The organism is Streptomyces sp. NBC_00510, assembly GCA_036013505.1.
GTDB lineage: Bacteria > Actinomycetota > Actinomycetes > Streptomycetales > Streptomycetaceae > Actinacidiphila.
Genome location: CP107851.1, coordinates 4,526,891 through 4,543,546 on the forward strand (window position 1 = coordinate 4,526,891; position 16,656 = coordinate 4,543,546).

At 72.1% G+C, this 16,656-nt stretch carries 16 protein-coding genes; 1 reads left to right on the forward strand and 15 read right to left on the reverse strand.

All coding sequences use genetic code 11. The features are described 5' to 3' along the window. Nucleotides 1-30 precede the first annotated feature (30 nt). From OG937_20215 to OG937_20245, 7 genes are read right to left on the reverse strand one after another with little or no spacing between them, the layout of a single operon-like run. Nucleotides 31-2,532: an NADH-quinone oxidoreductase subunit G gene (locus OG937_20215; protein WUD73848.1), complete on the reverse strand. Its 2,502-nt coding sequence runs from the start codon at nt 2,530-2,532 to the stop codon at nt 31-33. Then, nucleotides 2,529-3,860: an NADH-quinone oxidoreductase subunit NuoF gene (gene nuoF / locus OG937_20220; protein WUD78821.1), complete on the reverse strand. Its 1,332-nt coding sequence runs from the start codon at nt 3,858-3,860 to the stop codon at nt 2,529-2,531. Before nuoF ends, OG937_20215 begins: the two co-directional genes overlap by 4 nt. Nucleotides 3,861-3,862: 2 nt before the next feature. Then, nucleotides 3,863-4,690, reverse strand: a complete 828-nt coding sequence (gene nuoE, locus OG937_20225; protein ID WUD78822.1) for an NADH-quinone oxidoreductase subunit NuoE — start codon at nt 4,688-4,690, stop codon at nt 3,863-3,865. A 26-nt stretch (nt 4,691-4,716) separates the two neighbouring features. Beyond that, on the reverse strand, nt 4,717-6,051 hold the full coding sequence (locus OG937_20230; protein ID WUD73849.1) for an NADH-quinone oxidoreductase subunit D: 1,335 nt from the start codon (nt 6,049-6,051) through the stop codon (nt 4,717-4,719). After that, a complete protein-coding gene (locus tag OG937_20235) occupies nt 6,048-6,785 on the reverse strand; it encodes an NADH-quinone oxidoreductase subunit C (protein WUD73850.1) in 738 nt (245 codons plus the stop codon). The genes OG937_20230 and OG937_20235 overlap by 4 nt, the downstream gene beginning before the upstream one ends. Further along, nucleotides 6,782-7,336 (reverse strand): NADH-quinone oxidoreductase subunit B, encoded by a 555-nt coding sequence (locus OG937_20240; protein ID WUD73851.1) that lies wholly within the window; start codon nt 7,334-7,336, stop codon nt 6,782-6,784. Before OG937_20240 ends, OG937_20235 begins: the two co-directional genes overlap by 4 nt. A 15-nt stretch (nt 7,337-7,351) precedes the next feature. Further along, complete coding sequence (locus OG937_20245) at nt 7,352-7,711, reverse strand: NADH-quinone oxidoreductase subunit A (protein WUD73852.1); 360 nt, start codon at nt 7,709-7,711, stop codon at nt 7,352-7,354. A 555-nt stretch (nt 7,712-8,266) separates the two neighbouring features. Between OG937_20245 and OG937_20250 the strand changes: the two genes are divergently transcribed. After that, nucleotides 8,267-9,049 (forward strand): C40 family peptidase, encoded by a 783-nt coding sequence (locus OG937_20250; protein WUD73853.1) that lies wholly within the window; start codon nt 8,267-8,269, stop codon nt 9,047-9,049. Between the two features lie 317 nt (nt 9,050-9,366). On the opposite strand, the gene OG937_20255 is transcribed toward OG937_20250, so the two are convergent. The 8 genes from OG937_20255 to OG937_20290 all read right to left on the reverse strand — a co-directional run bounded on the left by OG937_20255 (nt 9,367) and on the right by OG937_20290 (nt 16,598). Then, nucleotides 9,367-9,750, reverse strand: a complete 384-nt coding sequence (locus OG937_20255) for a hypothetical protein (GenBank protein WUD73854.1) — start codon at nt 9,748-9,750, stop codon at nt 9,367-9,369. 301 nt (nt 9,751-10,051) lie between these two features. Beyond that, entirely contained in the window at nt 10,052-10,411 is a 360-nt protein-coding gene (locus OG937_20260; protein ID WUD73855.1) for a DUF4180 domain-containing protein, read from the reverse strand. Then, complete coding sequence (locus OG937_20265) at nt 10,404-10,865, reverse strand: helix-turn-helix domain-containing protein (GenBank protein ID WUD73856.1); 462 nt, start codon at nt 10,863-10,865, stop codon at nt 10,404-10,406. The genes OG937_20260 and OG937_20265 overlap by 8 nt, the downstream gene beginning before the upstream one ends. Before the next feature lie 129 nt (nt 10,866-10,994). Further along, nucleotides 10,995-12,284, reverse strand: a complete 1,290-nt coding sequence (locus tag OG937_20270) for a geranylgeranyl reductase family protein (GenBank protein WUD73857.1) — start codon at nt 12,282-12,284, stop codon at nt 10,995-10,997. A gap of 115 nt (nt 12,285-12,399) precedes the next feature. Further along, nucleotides 12,400-13,089 carry a demethylmenaquinone methyltransferase gene (locus tag OG937_20275; GenBank protein ID WUD73858.1) on the reverse strand — a complete coding sequence of 230 codons (690 nt, stop codon included), beginning with the start codon at nt 13,087-13,089 and terminating at the stop codon, nt 12,400-12,402. Nucleotides 13,090-13,243: 154 nt separating this feature from the next. After that, complete coding sequence (locus OG937_20280) at nt 13,244-13,648, reverse strand: hypothetical protein (protein WUD73859.1); 405 nt, start codon at nt 13,646-13,648, stop codon at nt 13,244-13,246. Nucleotides 13,649-13,656: 8 nt separating this feature from the next. Next, the gene (gene mqnC, locus OG937_20285) at nt 13,657-14,856 is read right to left on the reverse strand and encodes a dehypoxanthine futalosine cyclase (GenBank protein ID WUD73860.1); all 1,200 of its coding nucleotides are present in this window, start codon (nt 14,854-14,856) and stop codon (nt 13,657-13,659) included. Between the two features lie 53 nt (nt 14,857-14,909). Further along, nucleotides 14,910-16,598, reverse strand: coding sequence for a serine/threonine protein kinase (locus tag OG937_20290; GenBank protein WUD73861.1), 1,689 nt, complete (start codon nt 16,596-16,598; stop codon nt 14,910-14,912). Nucleotides 16,599-16,656 lie beyond the last annotated feature (58 nt).

A 16,656-nucleotide genomic window follows, 5' to 3' on the forward strand; every position in this document is an offset into this window, starting at 1 on the left:
GGTCCTCGGCGGCGAGGGTCGTCAGTCCCGTCACGGGGTCACCTCCGGTGCGGCAGCGGCGTCCACGGCGGCCGGGGCGATCCGGACGACCTGGCCCGGCAGGGCGCCGGTGTCCGAGGCGACTCCCCCGCCGGCCGAGTTGAGGGGCACCCACACGACCCGGTCGGCCATCGCCGTCACCTGCAGCGGCAGCCTGACCGAGCCCAGCGGGCCGGTCACCTCCATCAGCTCGCCCTCGGCGACGCCGATCTCCTGAGCGGTCGTCGCCGACAGGCGCGCGACCGCCGGGTGGCGGGTGCCGGCGAGGGCGTCGTCACCCTGTTGCAGCAGGCCCCGGTCGAGCAGCAGCCGGTGGCCCGCGAGGACCGCCTCGCCGCTGCCGGGCTTCGGCAGCTGCCGGCCGGTCTCCTGCGGAGCCTCGGCGCGCGGGCCCTCGTACGGGGCGAGCCGGGACAGCTCGGCGCGGGCCGAGCGGACGTCGGCGAGGCCCAGGGAGACGTCCATCGCGTCGGCCAGCATGGTCAGCACCCGGGCGTCCGGGTACTGGTGCCGCTGGACCTGCTGGGCCGGCTTGATCGCGGCCTCGAAGAGCCGTACCCGGCCTTCCCAGTTGAGGAAGGTGCCGGCCTTCTCGGCGACCGCGGCGACCGGCAGGACGACGTCGGCGCGGTCGGTGACCTCGCCGGGTCGCTGCTCCAGGCTGACCACGAAGCCCGCCGCGTCCAGGGCCGCGCGGGCCCGGGCCGGGTCGGGCAGGTCGGCCGGCTCGACGCCGCCGACCAGCAGCGCGCCGAGCTCGCCGCTCGCCGCCGCCTCCAGGATCCGGCCGGTGTCGCGTCCGTGGCGGGACGGGAGCGTGGTCACGCCCCAGACCTCGGCGACCTCGTCGCGGGCCCGCGGGTCGGTGACCGGGCGGCCGCCGGGCAGCAGCCCGGGCAGGGCACCCGCCTCGACGGCACCGCGCTCGCCCGCGCGGCGCGGGATCCACGCCAGCCGGGCGCCGGACGCCTGGGCGAACCGCACGACCGCGGTCAGCGCGCCGGGGACGGCCGCCAGCCGCTCGCCGACCAGGACGACCGCGCCCTCGGCGCGCAGCGCCTCGTGGGCGGTCAGGCCGTTGCCGTCCAGGCCGACGCCACTGGCCAGGGCGTCCAGCCACTCGGTCTCGGTGCCGGGCGCGGCGGGCAGCAGGGTGCCGCCCGCCTTCTCCAGACCGCGCGTGGCGAACGGCGCCAGCGCGAAGGTGCGCTGCTTGTGCCCTCGCCAGGCCTTGCGCAGTCGCAGGAAGACGCCGGGCGCCTCCTCCTCGGCCTCCAGTCCGGCCAGCAGGACGGCGGGGGCCTTCTCCAGCAGGGTGTAGGTGACGCCGTCGCCGGACAGGTCCCGGCCGCGGCCCGCCACGACGGCCGCCAGGAAGTCGGCCTCCTCCGCGGAGTGGGCGCGGGCCCGGAAGTCGACGTCGTTGGTGTCGAGGGCGACGCGGGCGAACTTGGCGTAGGCGTAGGCGTCCTCGACGGTGAGCCGGCCACCGGTCAGCACACCGGTGCGGCCGCGGGCCGCCGCGAGTCCGCGGGCCGCGGCCTCCAGCGCCTCGGGCCAGCTCGCGGGCTCCAGTTCACCGCTGTCGGCGTTGCGGACCAGCGGGGTGGTGAGCCGCTCCGGGCGCTGCGCGTAGCGGAACGCGAAGCGGCCCTTGTCGCAGATCCACTCCTCGTTGACCTCGGGGTCGTCCTGCGCGAGCCGGCGCATGACCTTGCCGCGCCGGTGGTCGGTGCGGGTGGCGCAGCCGCCCGCGCAGTGCTCGCACACGCTCGGCGAGGAGACCAGGTCGAAGGGCCGGGACCGGAAGCGGTAGGCCGCCGAGGTCAGGGCGCCGACCGGGCAGATCTGGATGGTGTTGCCGGAGAAGTACGACTGGAAGGGGTCGCCCTCACCGATGCCGACCTGCTGCAGCGCGCCGCGCTCCACCAGCTCGATCATCGGGTCTCCGGCGATCTGCTGCGAGAAGCGGGTGCAGCGCGCGCACAGCACGCAGCGCTCGCGGTCCAGCAGCACCTGCGTGGAGATCGGGACCGGCTTCTCGTAGGTCCGCTTGCGGCCCTCGAAGCGGGTGTCGACCTGCCCGGCGGACATCGCCTGGTTCTGCAGCGGGCACTCGCCGCCCTTGTCGCAGACCGGGCAGTCCAGCGGGTGGTTGATGAGCAGCAGCTCCATCACCCCGCGCTGGGCCTTGTCCGCGACGTCGGAGGTGAGCTGGGTCCTGACGACCATCCCGTCGGTGCAGGTGATGGTGCAGGACGCCATCGGCTTGCGCTGGCCCTCGACCTCGACGATGCACTGGCGGCAGGCGCCCGCGGGGTCGAGGAGGGGGTGGTCGCAGAAGCGCGGGATCTCGATGCCGATCAGTTCGGCGGCACGGATCACCAGGGTGCCCTTCGGCACGGAGATCTCGACACCGTCGATGCTGACGGACACCAGGTCCTCGGGCGGCACCGCCGCCTCACCGGAGGCGGCGTTGGTCGTGACGGTCACGCGTTCACCTCCAGGTGAGACTTGTCGGCCCAGACCGTGGACTTGGACGGGTCGAAGGGGCAGCCGCGGCCCTCCAGGTGCTCCACGTACTCGTCGCGGAAGTACTGGAGGGAGGAGAAGATCGGGCTGGCCGCTCCGTCGCCGAGGGCGCAGAAGGACTTGCCGTTGATGTTGTCGGCGATGTCGGCGAGCTTGTCGAGGTCCGCCAGGGTCCCCTTGCCGGCCTCGATGTCGCGCAGCAACTGGACGAGCCAGTAGGTGCCCTCGCGGCAGGGGGTGCACTTGCCGCAGGACTCGTGGGCGTAGAACTCGGTCCAGCGCGTGACGGCCCGCACCACGCAGGTCGTCTCGTCGAAGCACTGCAGCGCCTTGGTGCCGAGCATGGAGCCCGCGGCGCCGACGCCCTCGTAGTCCAGCGGGACGTCGAGGTGCTCGTCGGTGAACATCGGCGTCGAGGAGCCGCCCGGGGTCCAGAACTTCAGCTTGTGGCCGGGACGCATCCCGCCGCTGAGGTTCAGCAGCTGGCGCAGTGTGACGCCGAGGGGGGCCTCGTACTGGCCGGGGTTGGCGACGTGGCCGCTGAGCGAGTACAGCGTGAAGCCCGGGGACTTCTCGCTGCCCATCGAGCGGAACCAGTCCTTGCCCTTGAGCAGGATCGACGGCACCGAGGCGATGGACTCGACGTTGTTGACCACCGTCGGGCAGGCGTACAGGCCCTCGACCGCCGGGAAGGGCGGGCGCAGCCGGGGCTGGCCGCGGCGTCCCTCCAGGGAGTCCAGCAGCGCGGTCTCCTCACCGCAGATGTACGCGCCGGCGCCGGCGTGCACGGTCAGCTCCAGGTCGAAGCCGCTGCCGAGGATGTCCTCGCCGAGGAGTCCGGCCTCGTACGCCTCGGCCACCGCGTGGTGCAGCCTCCGCAGCACGGGGACGACCTCGCCGCGCAGGTAGATGAAGGCGTGGTTCGAGCGGATCGCGTGGCAGGCGATCACCATGCCCTCGATGAGCGAGTGCGGGTTGGCGAAGAGCAGCGGGATGTCCTTGCAGGTGCCGGGCTCCGACTCGTCCGCGTTGACGACGAGGTAGTGCGGCTTGCCGTCGCCCTGCGGGATGAACTGCCACTTCATCCCGGTGGGGAAGCCCGCGCCGCCGCGGCCGCGCAGGCCGGACTCCTTGACGAGGGCGATCACGTCGTCCGGGGGCAGGGCCAGCGCCTTGCGCAGGCCCTCGTAGCCCTCGTGGCGGCGGTACGTGTCGAGGGTCCAGGACTGCGGATCGTCCCAGAAGGCCGAGAGAACGGGTGACAGCACCTTCTCCGCCGAGTCGACCATGGTCACCGGTCCTCCTCACCTTCCGTCGGACGCTCCTGCGTGACCGGTCCCGCCGGGTGCTCCGGGTCGGAGACCGCGGAGTCCAACGGAGCGTCGTGGGAGCTGGGGTGGGCCGGGGGTGTCTCGTCCTGCGGCGGGGCGGAGGTCTGCCGGGGCACGCCGGCCCCGGTGCCCGGCAGCGATTCGCCGCGGGCGAGCCGCAGGCCCGCCAGCGAGGCGGGGCCGGCGCCGCCGCTCGCCTCGACGGCGCCGGGGCGCTCGTCGGGGAACCCGGCGAGGATCCGGGACGTCTCCTTGTACGTGCAGAGCGGAGCGCCGCGGGTGGGTTCGACGGTGCGGCCGGCGCGGAGGTCGTCGACGAGCCGCTTGGCCGACGCGGGGTCCTGGTTGTCGAAGAACTCCCAGTTGACCATCACCACGGGGGCGAAGTCGCACGCCGCGTTGCACTCGATGTGCTCCAGCGTGATCTTGCCGTCGTCGGTGGTCTCGCCGTTCCCGACGCCGAGGTGCTGCTTGAGCTCGTCGAAGATCGCGTCGCCGCCCATGACCGCGCACAGGGTGTTGGTGCAGACCCCGACCTGGTACTCGCCGGAGGGCCCCCGCCGGTACATCGAGTAGAAGGTGGCCACCGCGGTGACCTCGGCCGTGGTCAGCCCCAGCTGCTCTGCGCAGAAGCGCACCCCGGTGCGGGAGACGTAGCCCTCCTCCGCCTGCACCAGGTGCAGCAGCGGCAGCAGGGCACTGCGGCTGCCGGGGTAGCGCGCGATGATCTTCGCCGCGTCCGCGTCCAGTTGTTGCCGTACGTCGGCCGGGTAGTCCGGCGCGGGCATCGCGGGGATGCCGAGTGATACCTCAGTCACCGGTCGACGCCTCCCATCACGGGGTCGATGGACGCCACCGCGACGATGACGTCGGCGACCTGGCCGCCCTCGCACATCGCCGCCATGGTCTGCAGGTTGGTGAAGGACGGGTCGCGGAAGTGGACGCGGAAGGGGCGGGTGCCCCCGTCGCTGACCACGTGGACGCCGAGTTCGCCCTTGGACGACTCGACGGCGACGTACGCCTGGCCGGCCGGGACCCGGAAGCCCTCGGTCACCAGCTTGAAGTGGTGGATCAGGGCCTCCATGGAGGTGCCCATGATCTTCTTGATGTGGTCGAGCGAGTTGCCGAGCCCGTCCGGGCCGAGCGCGAGCTGCGCGGGCCAGGCGATCTTCTTGTCGGCGACCATGACCGGGCCGGGCTCCAGCCGGTCCAGGCACTGCTCGACGATGTCCAGCGACTGCCGCATCTCCTCCAGGCGGAGCAGGAACCGCCCGTAGGAGTCGCAGGTGTCGACGGTCGGGACCTCGAACTCGTAGGTCTCGTAACCGCAGTACGGCTGGGACTTGCGCAGGTCGTGCGGCAGGCCCGTGGAGCGCAGGATCGGGCCGGTGGCGCCGAGCGCCATGCAGCCGGCCAGGTCCAGGTAACCCACGTCCTGCATGCGGGCCTTGAAGATCGGGTTGCCGGTGGCGAGCTTGTCGTACTCGGGGAGGTTCTTGCGGAACTTCTTCACGACCTCGCGGACCTGGTCCACGGCGCCGGGCGGCAGGTCCTGGGCGAGGCCGCCGGGGCGGATGAACGCGTGGTTCATCCGCAGGCCGGTGATCAGCTCGAAGACGTCCAGGATCATCTCGCGGTCGCGGAAACCGTAGATCATGATCGTGGTGGCGCCGAGCTCCATGCCGCCGGTGGCGATGGCCACCAGGTGCGAGGAGATGCGGTTGAGCTCCATCAGCATCACGCGGATGACCGAGGCGCGGTCCGGGACCGCGTCGGTGATGCCGAGCAGCTTCTCCACCGCCAGGCAGTACGCCGTCTCGTTGAAGAACGGCGTGAGGTAGTCCATGCGCGTCACGAACGTGGACCCCTGGGTCCAGGTCCGGAACTCCATGTTCTTCTCGATGCCGGTGTGGAGGTAGCCGATGCCGCAGCGGGCCTCGGTGACCGTCTCGCCGTCGATCTCGAGGATCAGCCGGAGCACGCCGTGGGTCGACGGGTGCTGCGGGCCCATGTTGACGACGATGCGCTCGTCGTCGGCCTTGCCGACGGTCTCGGACAGCTCGTCCCAGTCGCCGCCGGTGACCGTGAAGACCCGGCCCTCGGTGGTCTCCCGCTCCGATGCCTGCCGGGGTGCGTGGTGAGTGCTCACGAGTACGACCTCCGCTGGTCCGGAGCAGGGATCTGGGCGCCCTTGTACTCGACGGGGATGCCGCCGAGGGGGTAGTCCTTGCGCTGCGGGTGGCCCTGCCAGTCGTCCGGCATCATGATCCGCATCAATGCGGGATGGCCGTCGAAGACGATCCCGAAGAAGTCGTAGGTCTCGCGCTCGTGCCAGTCGTTGGTCGGGTAGACCTCGACGAGCGACGGGACGTGCCGGTCCTCGTCGGAGACGCTCACCTCCACCCGGATCAGCCGGTTGTGGGTGATCGAGCGCAGGTGGTACACGGCGTGCAGCTCGCGGCCCTTGTCCTCGGGGAAGTGGACGCCGCTCACGCCCGTACAGAGCTCGAAGCGCAGCGCGGGGTCGTCGCGCAGGGTCCTGGCCACCAGCGGGAGGTGCTCGCGCGCGACGTGGAAGGTGATCTCGTCGCGGTCCACGACGACCTTCTCGATCGCGTTGTCCGGGACGAGGCCCTGCTCCTCGAGGGCACCCTCGAGCTCGTCGGCGACGTCGTCGAACCAGCCGCCGTACGGCCGGCTCGCCGCCCCGGGCAGCCGCACGGTGCGCACCAGGCCGCCGTACCCGGAGGTGTCGCCGCCGTTGCGGGCACCGAACATGCCGCGCTGGACGCGGATCGCCTCCCCGTGGTCGCCGCGCTGGCCGGGCAGCCCGGCCGCGTTGACGTCCTTGTCCGGGTTCGGGGTGTCCGGGGAATCCGTCATCGGAGGAGCCCCTTCATCTCAATCGTCGGCAGCGCCTTCAGCGCCGCTTCCTCCGCCTCGCGCGCGGCCTCTTCGCGGTTCACGCCGAGCTTGCTGTGCTGGATCTTCTGGTGGAGCTTGAGAATCGCGTCCATCAGCATTTCGGGACGGGGCGGACATCCAGGGAGATAAATGTCAACAGGCACCACATGGTCAACACCCTGCACAATGGCGTAGTTGTTGAACATCCCGCCGCTCGATGCGCAGACCCCCATCGAGATCACCCACTTGGGATTCGGCATCTGGTCGTAGACCTGGCGCAGGACGGGGGCCATCTTCTGGCTCACCCGGCCGGCCACGATCATCAGGTCCGCCTGGCGCGGGGACCCGCGGAAGACCTCCATGCCGAAACGGGCCAGGTCGTACCGCCCGGCCCCGGTCGTCATCATCTCGATGGCGCAGCACGCGAGGCCGAACGTGGCCGGGAAGACCGAGGCCTTCCGGACCCAGCCGGCCGCCGCCTCGACGGAGGTGAGCAGGAAGCCGCTCGGCAACTTCTCTTCAATACCCATGGCTATTCTCCGCCCCTAGTCCCATTCCAGGCCGCCGCGACGCCAGACGTAGGCGTAGGCGACGAAGACGGTGAGCACGAAGAGGAGCATCTCGACGAGCCCGAAGACCCCGAGGGCGTCGAACGTGACGGCCCAGGGGTAAAGGAAGACGATCTCGATGTCGAAGACGATGAAGAGCATCGCCGTCAGGTAGTACTTGATCGGGAAACGGCCGCCCCCGGCTGGCTGCGGAGTCGGCTCGATGCCGCACTCATACGCCTCCAACTTGGCCCGGTTGTACCGTTTTGGGCCGATGATGGAGGCCATGACCACGGAGAAGATCGCGAAGCCGGCCCCGAGGCCGCCCAGCACGAGGATGGGCGCGTAGGCATTCACGTCCCCGCTCCTTCCAGTCGACGATGACTGATGACGGACCGTGCCCGGACGTGCGCCCCGCGCCACCTAGATCCTCTCCATGTGAGGCAGTTCACAAGCCCAGACTGCCCGCATCCTATGCCTCCTGGTCTGTGATCTGCGACACGGGGTTCACTCTGACCTTTGTGATCTCTGACACCAGGCGAACGATCATGAACGGGGATGAGCGGTGATCTTCTCACTCAGTAATCCCAAACGATCACCAGAAGTCACATTTTCCTGCGTTTCCGCTGGTGAACAAGGGTGCCGCACTATCAGGCGCCGACGATCGAAGGCAAATTGGAGCTGGACCGGGGGACGTGATAGCGCCTCGCCACTCCTGCGGATGAGCCGCGAAACACCCCGCTGACGGCGGCCGGAGGCACGTGAACGCGCGCACGAGGATTTGGACTTGAATGTCCAGAACATCCTGAATAAGGAAGATCAAAAAAGGGACAATACCACTGCTCGACAGCCAACTGTGGCGCATCACACTTTTGTTGAACGGAACCGACCGGGCCTGATACCCAAGTCTTCATGTCCCTTCAGACCTCGCATATACGCCGCCGGCGACGCGCCTCGCAGAGCCCCAACTGGGTGCGCCGCGCAGGAGTCGCCGGCGGCGTCATCGGAACGCTCGCCCTGACCGGAATGTCGTCTTCGGCGAACGCCGAGCCCTCGGCCGCCGACCCGGCGACCACGGGGAGCATCCCCGTCATCCCCGCCCTCTCCACCACCGCCACCGCCGCGGAGGCCGCTGACGCCATCGACGAGACCGTCGTCGAGCAGCAGCTGGACGCCGCCCGTGCGGAGGCCCGCACCGAGGCCATGAAGGCCGCCCAGAAGAAGAAGGCCGCCGCCGACGCGCGCGACCGCGCCGCGGCCAAGGCCGCCAAGGCGCGCGAGACCGCGACCGCGTCGCGCTCCGCCGGACGCACCGCGCTGGCCTCCTCCTCCAGCGCGACGGGCAGCGTCGCCTCCGTCATAGGCTTCCTGAAGGCCCAGGTCGGCAAGCCGTACGTCTACGGCGCCACGGGCCCCAGTGCGTACGACTGCTCCGGTCTCACCCAGGCCGCCTTCCGCACCATCGGCGTCGAGCTCCCGCGCACCTCGCAGGCGCAGTCGACCTTCGGCACCCAGATCTCCGTGAGCGCGGTCCAGCCGGGCGACCTCGTCTTCTGGGGCGGAGTCGGCTCCGCCTACCACGTGGCCGTCTACATCGGCGGCGGGCAGTACCTGGACGCGGCGAACCCGAGCAAGGGCGTCGTCATCCAGCAGATGTCCAACTACATGCCGACGTCCGCCGTCCGCGTGCTCTGATCACGCGCCCCGTCCCCACGGAGGCCGCCGGCCCGCACCGGGCCGGCGGCCTCCTCCGTTCCGCCCCGTGCGGTCCTCCGTGCCCCGGACAGGACCCACGCACGTGTGCGCCGGGCCACCCGGCGCCCTCCTCCCCCGCCGCCGCGAGGGGGCGCCGCCGCACCGCGCCCCGCGGCAGGCGGCCGCAAACGAAAGTCCGGCCCCGCCGCAAGGAGACGTACCGCACACGGGGCCGGACGACCGGGGAGCCCCGTCCGGGGCTCACGGGCCGGAGCCCGGCTCCGCCGTGGCGGGGGACCGGGCTCCGGACGCCGGGTTCATCGACGGTGGCAGTCACGGCCCCCGCTGTGCCAGACCCTGACCCATTGGCCCGGCGTGCGGACCCACTTGGCGCGGCCGTGGCTGGACACCCGCACCAGGCGTCCGGGACGGTACTCCAGCTTCCAGGAACCGTGCCCGACCGAGCACTGCCCCTGCCGGTCTCCCCGCCGGTCGTCGTCGCGCCGGTCGTCGCCCCGGCGGTCGTCGTCGCGGCGGTCGTCGCCCCGCCGGTCGTCACCCCGCCGGTCATCGCCCTGGCGGTCGCCCGGGCGGTGGTCCGTGGGGGCCGCCGAGGCCGGGCCGGCGGCGAGCACGCCCCCTCCGGCGAGCAGGACCGATGCGGCCGCGGCGGCCAGGACCTGGTTTATGCGCGTGCTCATGACTGCACCCTTCTCTTGATCACGGATCCCCGAGCAGTGATCAAAAGTATGAGCACAACGCCTCAAATCCCGCATTTCGGGCGCGAGCTGACTCCGGGGCAGGCGCATCTGACATCGATGTCAACGACATCGATGTCAGAGGATCGGCGATCCGCCCGGCCCACGCCCCTTCCCGCCGACCCGTGTCAACCGGTCCCCGAGACGGCGGAGTTCGCCGTCCCGCCCGGCGGGCCGCGGCGCCGGCCGGGGCAACGGGCGCCATGATGCGGGGAATTCGCCCCTGGGGCCGGCCGGCGCCCGGTCAGCCCAGGCGGGCGTCGAGCGCTTCGAGGTCGTCGACGAACCAGGTGCGGTCGCCGCGGTTGCACTCGCGTACCAGGTCGCGAAAGGCCGTACTGGCCGCGGTGTACGCCGAGACGTCACCCACGACGGCGAGCCGGATGCGGTAGTTGACGAACTTCTGCAGGATCTCCCCCGCCAGCCCGGTGCGCAGGACGAAGAACCGCTCGTCGAACCGGCCGACGGGCACGGCCACCACCTCCGCCCGGGAGAAGGCGGATCCGATCACGTCGAGCGCGTCCTGGACGCCGGAGATCCTCGCGCCCTCCTCGCCGCAGACGAGGACGGGCACGCCCCCTCGCTCGGTCACCACGTCAGCCACGGCCCGCCTCCGGGTCCTCGGCCTGCTCCTCCGGGAACATGTCGTTCTCCCCTCCCAGGACGCCGTCGACGGTGCGCAGGACGTCCGCCGTCGCCGCGGCGCCGCCGAGCACCACGACCTTCAGCCGCGAGCGCTCGTCGTCGTACGCCGTCCGGACCCGGGCCAACTCGTGGGGGTCCCGCGCCATCTGGGCGCCGGCCACGAGCAGGGTGCTCAGACGGTCCGCTGCGGCCGCCCCGATGCCGTCGACCTCGACGATGGCCGAGACCTCCACCCGGTGCCGGGCGGCGGCCGGCGCACCGGTGAGTGCGTCCAGGTCGGCCCGGGCGACGCGGTACTGCTTGCCGATGCGCACGGCCTTCAGCCGGCCGTCGCGGATGTAGCCGCGGACCGTGCGCACGTGCAGGCCGAGCCGGTCCGCGACCTGCTCGACGGACAACCACTCCCTCTCCATGGGGACGCATCCTACCCCGTGAAGGTAATGTTAGGGACGTTTGCGGATACCCTCTCGCGATGTGACGGCAGCAAAAAGCCGCGCCGGCCCGTGCAGCACGGGCCGGCGCGGCAAGCGGATGCCGGGGCGTCAGGAGCGCGGCGCCACCTTCGACAGACCGTTGATCACGCGGTCCATCGCGTCGCCGCCCGACGGGTCGGTGAGGTTCGCCAGCAGCTTCAGCGTGAAGCGCATCAGCATCGGGTGCGTCAGGCCGCGCTGGGTCGCCAGCTTCATGACCTTCGGGTTGCCGATCAGCTTCACGAAGGCCCGGCCGAGCGTGTAGTAGCCGCCGTAGGTGTCCTTGAGGATCCGCGGGTACGACTGGAGCGCCAGCTCCCGCTGGGCCGCGGTGCCGCGCGCGTGCGCCTGGACGATGACGTCGGCGGCGATCTGGCCGGACTCCATCGCGTAGGCGATGCCCTCGCCGTTGAACGGGTTGACCAGGCCGCCCGCGTCACCGACCAGCAGCAGGCCCTTGGTGTAGTGCGGCTGGCGGTTGAAGGCCATCGGGAGCGCCGCGCCGCGGATCGGCCCGGTCATGTTCTCCTCGGTGTATCCCCACTCCTCGGGCATCGAGGCGCACCAGGCCTTCAGCACCTCACGCCAGTCCAGCTCCTTGAAGGAGGCGGAGGTGTTGAGGACGCCCAGGCCCACGTTGGAGGTGCCGTCGCCCATGCCGAAGATCCAGCCGTAGCCGGGCAGCAGCCGCGGGTTGCCCGGGACGCGCCGGTCCCACAGCTCCAGCCAGGACTCCAGGTAGTCGTCGTCGTGCCGCGGCGAGGTGAAGTACGTGCGGACGGCCACACCCATCGGGCGGTCCTCACGGCGGTGCAGGCCCATCTGGAGGGAGAGCCGGGTGGAGTTGCCGTCCGCGGCGACCACCAGCGGCGCGTGGAAGGTGACCGGGGTCTTCTCCTCGCCCAGCTTGGCCTCGACGCCCGTGATGCGGCCGGTGCGCTCGTCCCGGATCGGGGCGCCCACGTTGCAGCGCTCGTACAGCCGTGCGCCGGCCTTCTGCGCCTGGCCGGCGAGGAGTTCGTCGAAGTCCTCGCGCTTGCGCACGAGCCCGTAGTCGGGGAACGAGGCCAGGTCGGGCCAATCCAGCTGCAGCCGGACCCCGCCGCCGATGATGCGCAGGCCCTTGTTGCGCAGCCAGCCGGCCTCCTCGGAGATGTCGATGCCCATCGCGACCAGTTGCTTGGTCGCCCGGGGCGTCAGACCGTCGCCGCACACCTTCTCGCGCGGGAAGGCGGTCTTCTCCAGCAGCAGGACGTCGAGTCCCGCCTTCGCCAGGTAGTACGCCGTCGTCGAACCTGCGGGCCCGGCACCCACGACGATCACATCGGCGCTGCGTTCCGAAGCGGCGGTCTCGGTCACGGTGCTCCTCGCTGCTCTGGGCTGATGCGGGCCTGTCTGCGACCAGCCGGCGGCGGCCGGACCGGACCCGTGCAGTCTATGTGGCCGCTTTTGCGCGCGGGCCGGGCGCCCCGGCTTAGCGCACCGCGCGGTGCAGTGCCACGATGCCGCCCGACAGGTTGCGCCACGCGACCTTCGACCAGCCGGCCTTCTGCAGTCGCGCGGCGAGGCCGGGCTGGTCGGGCCAGGCCCGGATGGACTCGGCGAGGTAGACGTACGCGTCGGGGTTGCTGCTGACCGCGCGGGCGACCGGCGGCAGCGCCCGCATCAGGTACTCGGTGTAGACCGTGCGGAACGGCGCCCAGGTGGGGTGGCTGAACTCGCAGATGACGACCCGGCCGCCGGGACGGGTGACCCGCAGCATCTCGCGCAGCGCGGCGTCGGTGTCGTGGACGTTGCGCAGCGCGAAGGAGATCGTGACGGCGTCGAAGACCCCGTCGGCGAACGGCAGCCTGGTCGCGTCGCCCGCGGTGAGCGGGAGGAAGGGGTGGCGGCGCTTGCCCTCCCGCAGCATGCCCAGGGAGAAGTCGCAGGGCACCACGTGGGCGCCCGCCTCGGCGAAGGGCAGGGAGGAGGTGCCCGTGCCGGCGCCGAGGTCCAGCACGCGCTCGCCGGGACGGACGGCGAGGGCCTGTGCGACGACCTTGCGCCAGCGGCGGTCCTGGCCGAGCGACAGCACGTCGTTGGTCAGGTCGTAGTTGGCCGCGACGTCGTCGAACATCGCGGCGACTTCGTGCGGCTGCTTGTCCAGGGAGGCTCGGGTCACGCCCCCCATTCTTCACCCGGCGGCCCCGCGTCCCGCGCAGGGGCCCTGGCTACCGCCACGGGAGGCCGGGCGGGATCCGGGGGCGAGCGCCCGCGCGGAGCACCGCCCGGGGCCGCGCGGCGGTCCGTCGGGCGCGCTGGTGGGGGTGGGCCCGTCAGGCCCTGCGGTGCAGGAGCCGGCCGCCGACGACGGTGGCGAGGCAGGCGCCCTGCTCGTCGAAGACGGCGAAGTCCGCCCGGACGCCCGGTTCCAGGGGCGGGGCCTGGCGGGCCGGCAGCAGCCCGCTGCGGTCCAGGGCGGAGCGCAGCGCGGGGTCGGCCGGGGCGGTGGCGACGGCGGTGACCCCGCGCAGCAGCAGGGCGTGCACGCGTTCGCGCGGGGTGGGCGCCTGCGGGAGCCCGCCCTCGTGGGTCAGGCCCGGACGCAGCGCTCCCGGCCAGCTCCGGACACGGGCGCCCGGGTGGGCCGCCCGTAGCGCGTCGAGCGGGCCGACGGCGGCGACGAGACCGCCGTCCACCAGCAGGGCCGTGCCGTCGGTCCCGGAATGGATCGTCAGCATCGGCGGGGTCAGGAGGTGCTGAGCAGCTTCAGCTCCGGGTGCGCCGTGCCGCCCTCGATGGCGGTCGACGACAGGTGGGAGACGACGTGGTCGTCGACCGGGTCGTTCGCCGGGTCGTCGTGGACGACGAGGTGCTCGTAGGTGGTGGCGCGCTGGGCGGGGACCCGGCCGGCGGCGCGGATCAGGTGGATCAGCTCCATCCGGTTGGAGCGGTGCTTGGCGCCGGCCGAGGAGACCACGTTCTCCTCCAGCATCACCGAGCCGAGGTCGTCGGCGCCGTAGTGCAGCGACAGCTGGCCGACCTCCTTGCCGGTGGTGAGCCAGGAGCCCTGGATGTGGGCGACGTTGTCCAGGAAGATCCGCGCGATGGCGATCATCCGCAGGTACTCGAAGAGCGTGGCCTGCGTGCGGCCCTTCAAGTGGTTGTTCTCCGGCTGGTAGGTGTACGGGATGAAGGCGCGGAAGCCGCCCGTACGGTCCTGGACGTCACGGATCATGCGCAGGTGCTCGATGCGCTCGGCGTTGGTCTCGCCGGTGCCCATGAGCATCGTGGAGGTCGACTCGACGCCGAGGTTGTGCGCGGCCTCCATGATCTCCAGCCAGCGCTCGCCGCTCTCCTTCAGCGGGGCGATCGCCTTGCGCGGCCGGGCCGGCAGCAGTTCGGCGCCGGCGCCCGCGAAGGAGTCCAGGCCCGCGGCGTGGATGCGGGTGATGGCCTCCTCCACCGGCACCTTGGAGATGCGGGCCATGTGCTCGACCTCGGACGCGCCGAGGGAGTGGATGACCAGCTGCGGGAAGGCCTGCTTGATGGCGCTGAAGTGCTTCTCGTAGTACTCGACGCCGTAGTCGGGGTGGTGGCCGCCCTGGAACATGATCTGGGTGCCGCCGAGTTCGACGGTCTCCGCGCAGCGGCGCAGGATGTCGTCGAGGTCGCGGGTCCAGCCCTTGGCGGTGTCCTTGGGCGCGGCGTAGAAGGCGCAGAACTTGCACGCCGTCACGCAGACGTTGGTGTAGTTGATGTTGCGCTCGATGATGTACGTCGCGATGTGCTCGGTGCCGGCGTAGCGGCGGCGGCGTACGGCGTCGGCGGCGGCGCCGAGGGCGTGCAGGGGCGCGGAGCGGTAGAGGTCGAGCGCCTCCTCGGGCGTGATGCGGCCGCCGTCGGCCGCACGGTCGAGGACGGACTGCAGGTCGGCGTTCTCGCTCACCGGGGCATCCCTTCCGGGGGTCGTGACGGACGCGCCCAGCCTACGCCAGGGGGTCAGCCGCCCTGCTTCCTGAGGTCCCCTTCCGGCTGACCGGCCAGGGAGTCGCCCGAGCGGTAGTGCAGCGAGCCGTCCGCGTTGAGCGTGAACCGCTCGTCGGCCGAGCCGTCCGAGCAGACCCCGGGATGCGGGTTGGTGCCGCCGCTGGTGTCGAGCACGACGCTCTTCTCCGTGGCCTCGGCGAGCTTCCAGTCGCCGCTGCAGTCGTAGGACTGGCCGAGCAGGTCCAGCACGCTCCTGTCCCGCCCGACGACCGCGCCGACCTTGCCCTCGCGGAGGGTGATCTCCATCGTCCCCGGCACGCCGTGGGCGGTGACGGTGTCGCCCTTCCACGTACCGACGAAGGCCTTGGGGAGTGCGTCCAGCCGCGGTTCCGAGGCCGGCGGCGAGGACGGGGACGTGGCCGAGGACGTGGCCGAGGACCCTGTCGAGGGCCCGGAGCCCGCGCTCTGCGAGGGGGTGCGCTCACCGCCCTTGGCCTGGTCCGCGTCGTCGCCGAGCCCCGGCAGCACGAGCGCCAGGGTCACGGCGGCCGCGGCCAGCAGGATCCCCGTCGCGGCCAGCGCGGCGGCGCGGCCGCGGCGCCGGCCCGGGACGGGGGCGGGCGGGGGCGTGGCGGCGAACGGCGGCGCGTCCTGGGGCTCGGTCAGCGAGGGCGGCGGCCCGAACGACCCGTACGAGGGGTGCGAACCGTACGAGCCGTAGCCGCCGCCCGGCCCCCCGGCGGTCCCCCCGGTGATCCCGACGGGGGGACCGCCGACCGGGCCGTTCGAGCCCGGGGGCGGGGTCGGTTCGAGGTCGAGCAGCTCGACGGCCTGCCTCCCCAGGCGCTCCGTCAGCGGGGACGGCAGCCAGCCGGCCCGCACCAGCGAGGCGGCGTCGCCGCCGGCCGTCAGCAGTTCGGCGAGCCGGCGGGGCGTCGGGCGCACCGAGGGGTCCTTGGCGAGGCAGGACTCCGCAATCCGGCGCAACTCATCGGGCATGCCGTCGAGTTCGGGCTCCTCGTGGGCGACCTTGTAGAGCAGGACGGCCGCGCTGTCCCCGGTGAAGGGGCCGCGGCCGGTCGTGGCGAAGGCCAGCACCGCGCCGAGGGCGAAGATGTCGGCTGCGGGGCCGGTGGGTCTGCCGGTGACCTGCTCGGGCGCCATGTAGCCGGGCGATCCGACGACGACCCCCTTGCTGGTCAGCGCGGCCGTGGCGTCCATGGCGCGGGCGATGCCGAAGTCGATCAGCACGGGACCGCCGAGCGAGAGGAGCACGTTGGACGGTTTGATGTCGCGGTGCACCAGCCCCCGTTCGTGCACGGCCTCCAGCGCCTCGGCGAGTCCGGCGCCCAGCGCCCGTACGCCCTGCGGCGACAGCGGCCCGAAGGTGGCGACGGCCTCGGACAGGGCGGGACCGGCGACGTAGCGGGTGGCCACCCACGGCACCGGCGAGTCGGTGTCGGCGTCGAGCACCGGCGCGCTCCACGCACCGCCGACCCGGCGCGCCGCGTCGACCTCCCGCTGGAACCGGGTGCGGAACTCCAGGTCGTCCGCGAGCTCCGAGCGCACCACCTTCACGGCCACCGTCCGGCCGCCGGGGCTGCGCCCCAGGTAGACCCGGCCCATCCCGCCGGCCCCCAGCCGGCCGAGGAGGCGGTACGGGCCGATCGCCGGGGGGTCGTTCGCTTGCAGGGGCTGCATCTGCGCGCCTCTCGCCGGTGCGGAAGGTCAGTGGAGTTGTACCCGTGGCCGCCGTGGT

What these genes read in the sequence shown, in the direction of transcription:
- nuoF (WUD78821.1), bottom strand. Translation starts at nt 3,860, where the DNA reads ATGGTCGACTCGGCGGAGAAGGTGCTGTCACCCGTTCTCTCGGCCTTC.
- nuoE (WUD78822.1), bottom strand. Translation starts at nt 4,690, where the DNA reads ATGCCCGCGCCGGACTACCCGGCCGACGTACGGCAACAACTGGACGCG.
- OG937_20235 (WUD73850.1), bottom strand. Translation starts at nt 6,785, where the DNA reads ATGACGGATTCCCCGGACACCCCGAACCCGGACAAGGACGTCAACGCG.
- OG937_20240 (WUD73851.1), bottom strand. Translation starts at nt 7,336, where the DNA reads ATGGGTATTGAAGAGAAGTTGCCGAGCGGCTTCCTGCTCACCTCCGTC.
- OG937_20250 (WUD73853.1), top strand. Translation starts at nt 8,267, where the DNA reads ATGTCCCTTCAGACCTCGCATATACGCCGCCGGCGACGCGCCTCGCAG.
- OG937_20255 (WUD73854.1), bottom strand. Translation starts at nt 9,750, where the DNA reads ATGAGCACGCGCATAAACCAGGTCCTGGCCGCCGCGGCCGCATCGGTC.
- OG937_20265 (WUD73856.1), bottom strand. Translation starts at nt 10,865, where the DNA reads ATGGAGAGGGAGTGGTTGTCCGTCGAGCAGGTCGCGGACCGGCTCGGC.
- OG937_20280 (WUD73859.1), bottom strand. Translation starts at nt 13,648, where the DNA reads ATGCTGACGATCCATTCCGGGACCGACGGCACGGCCCTGCTGGTGGAC.
- OG937_20290 (WUD73861.1), bottom strand. Translation starts at nt 16,598, where the DNA reads ATGCAGCCCCTGCAAGCGAACGACCCCCCGGCGATCGGCCCGTACCGC.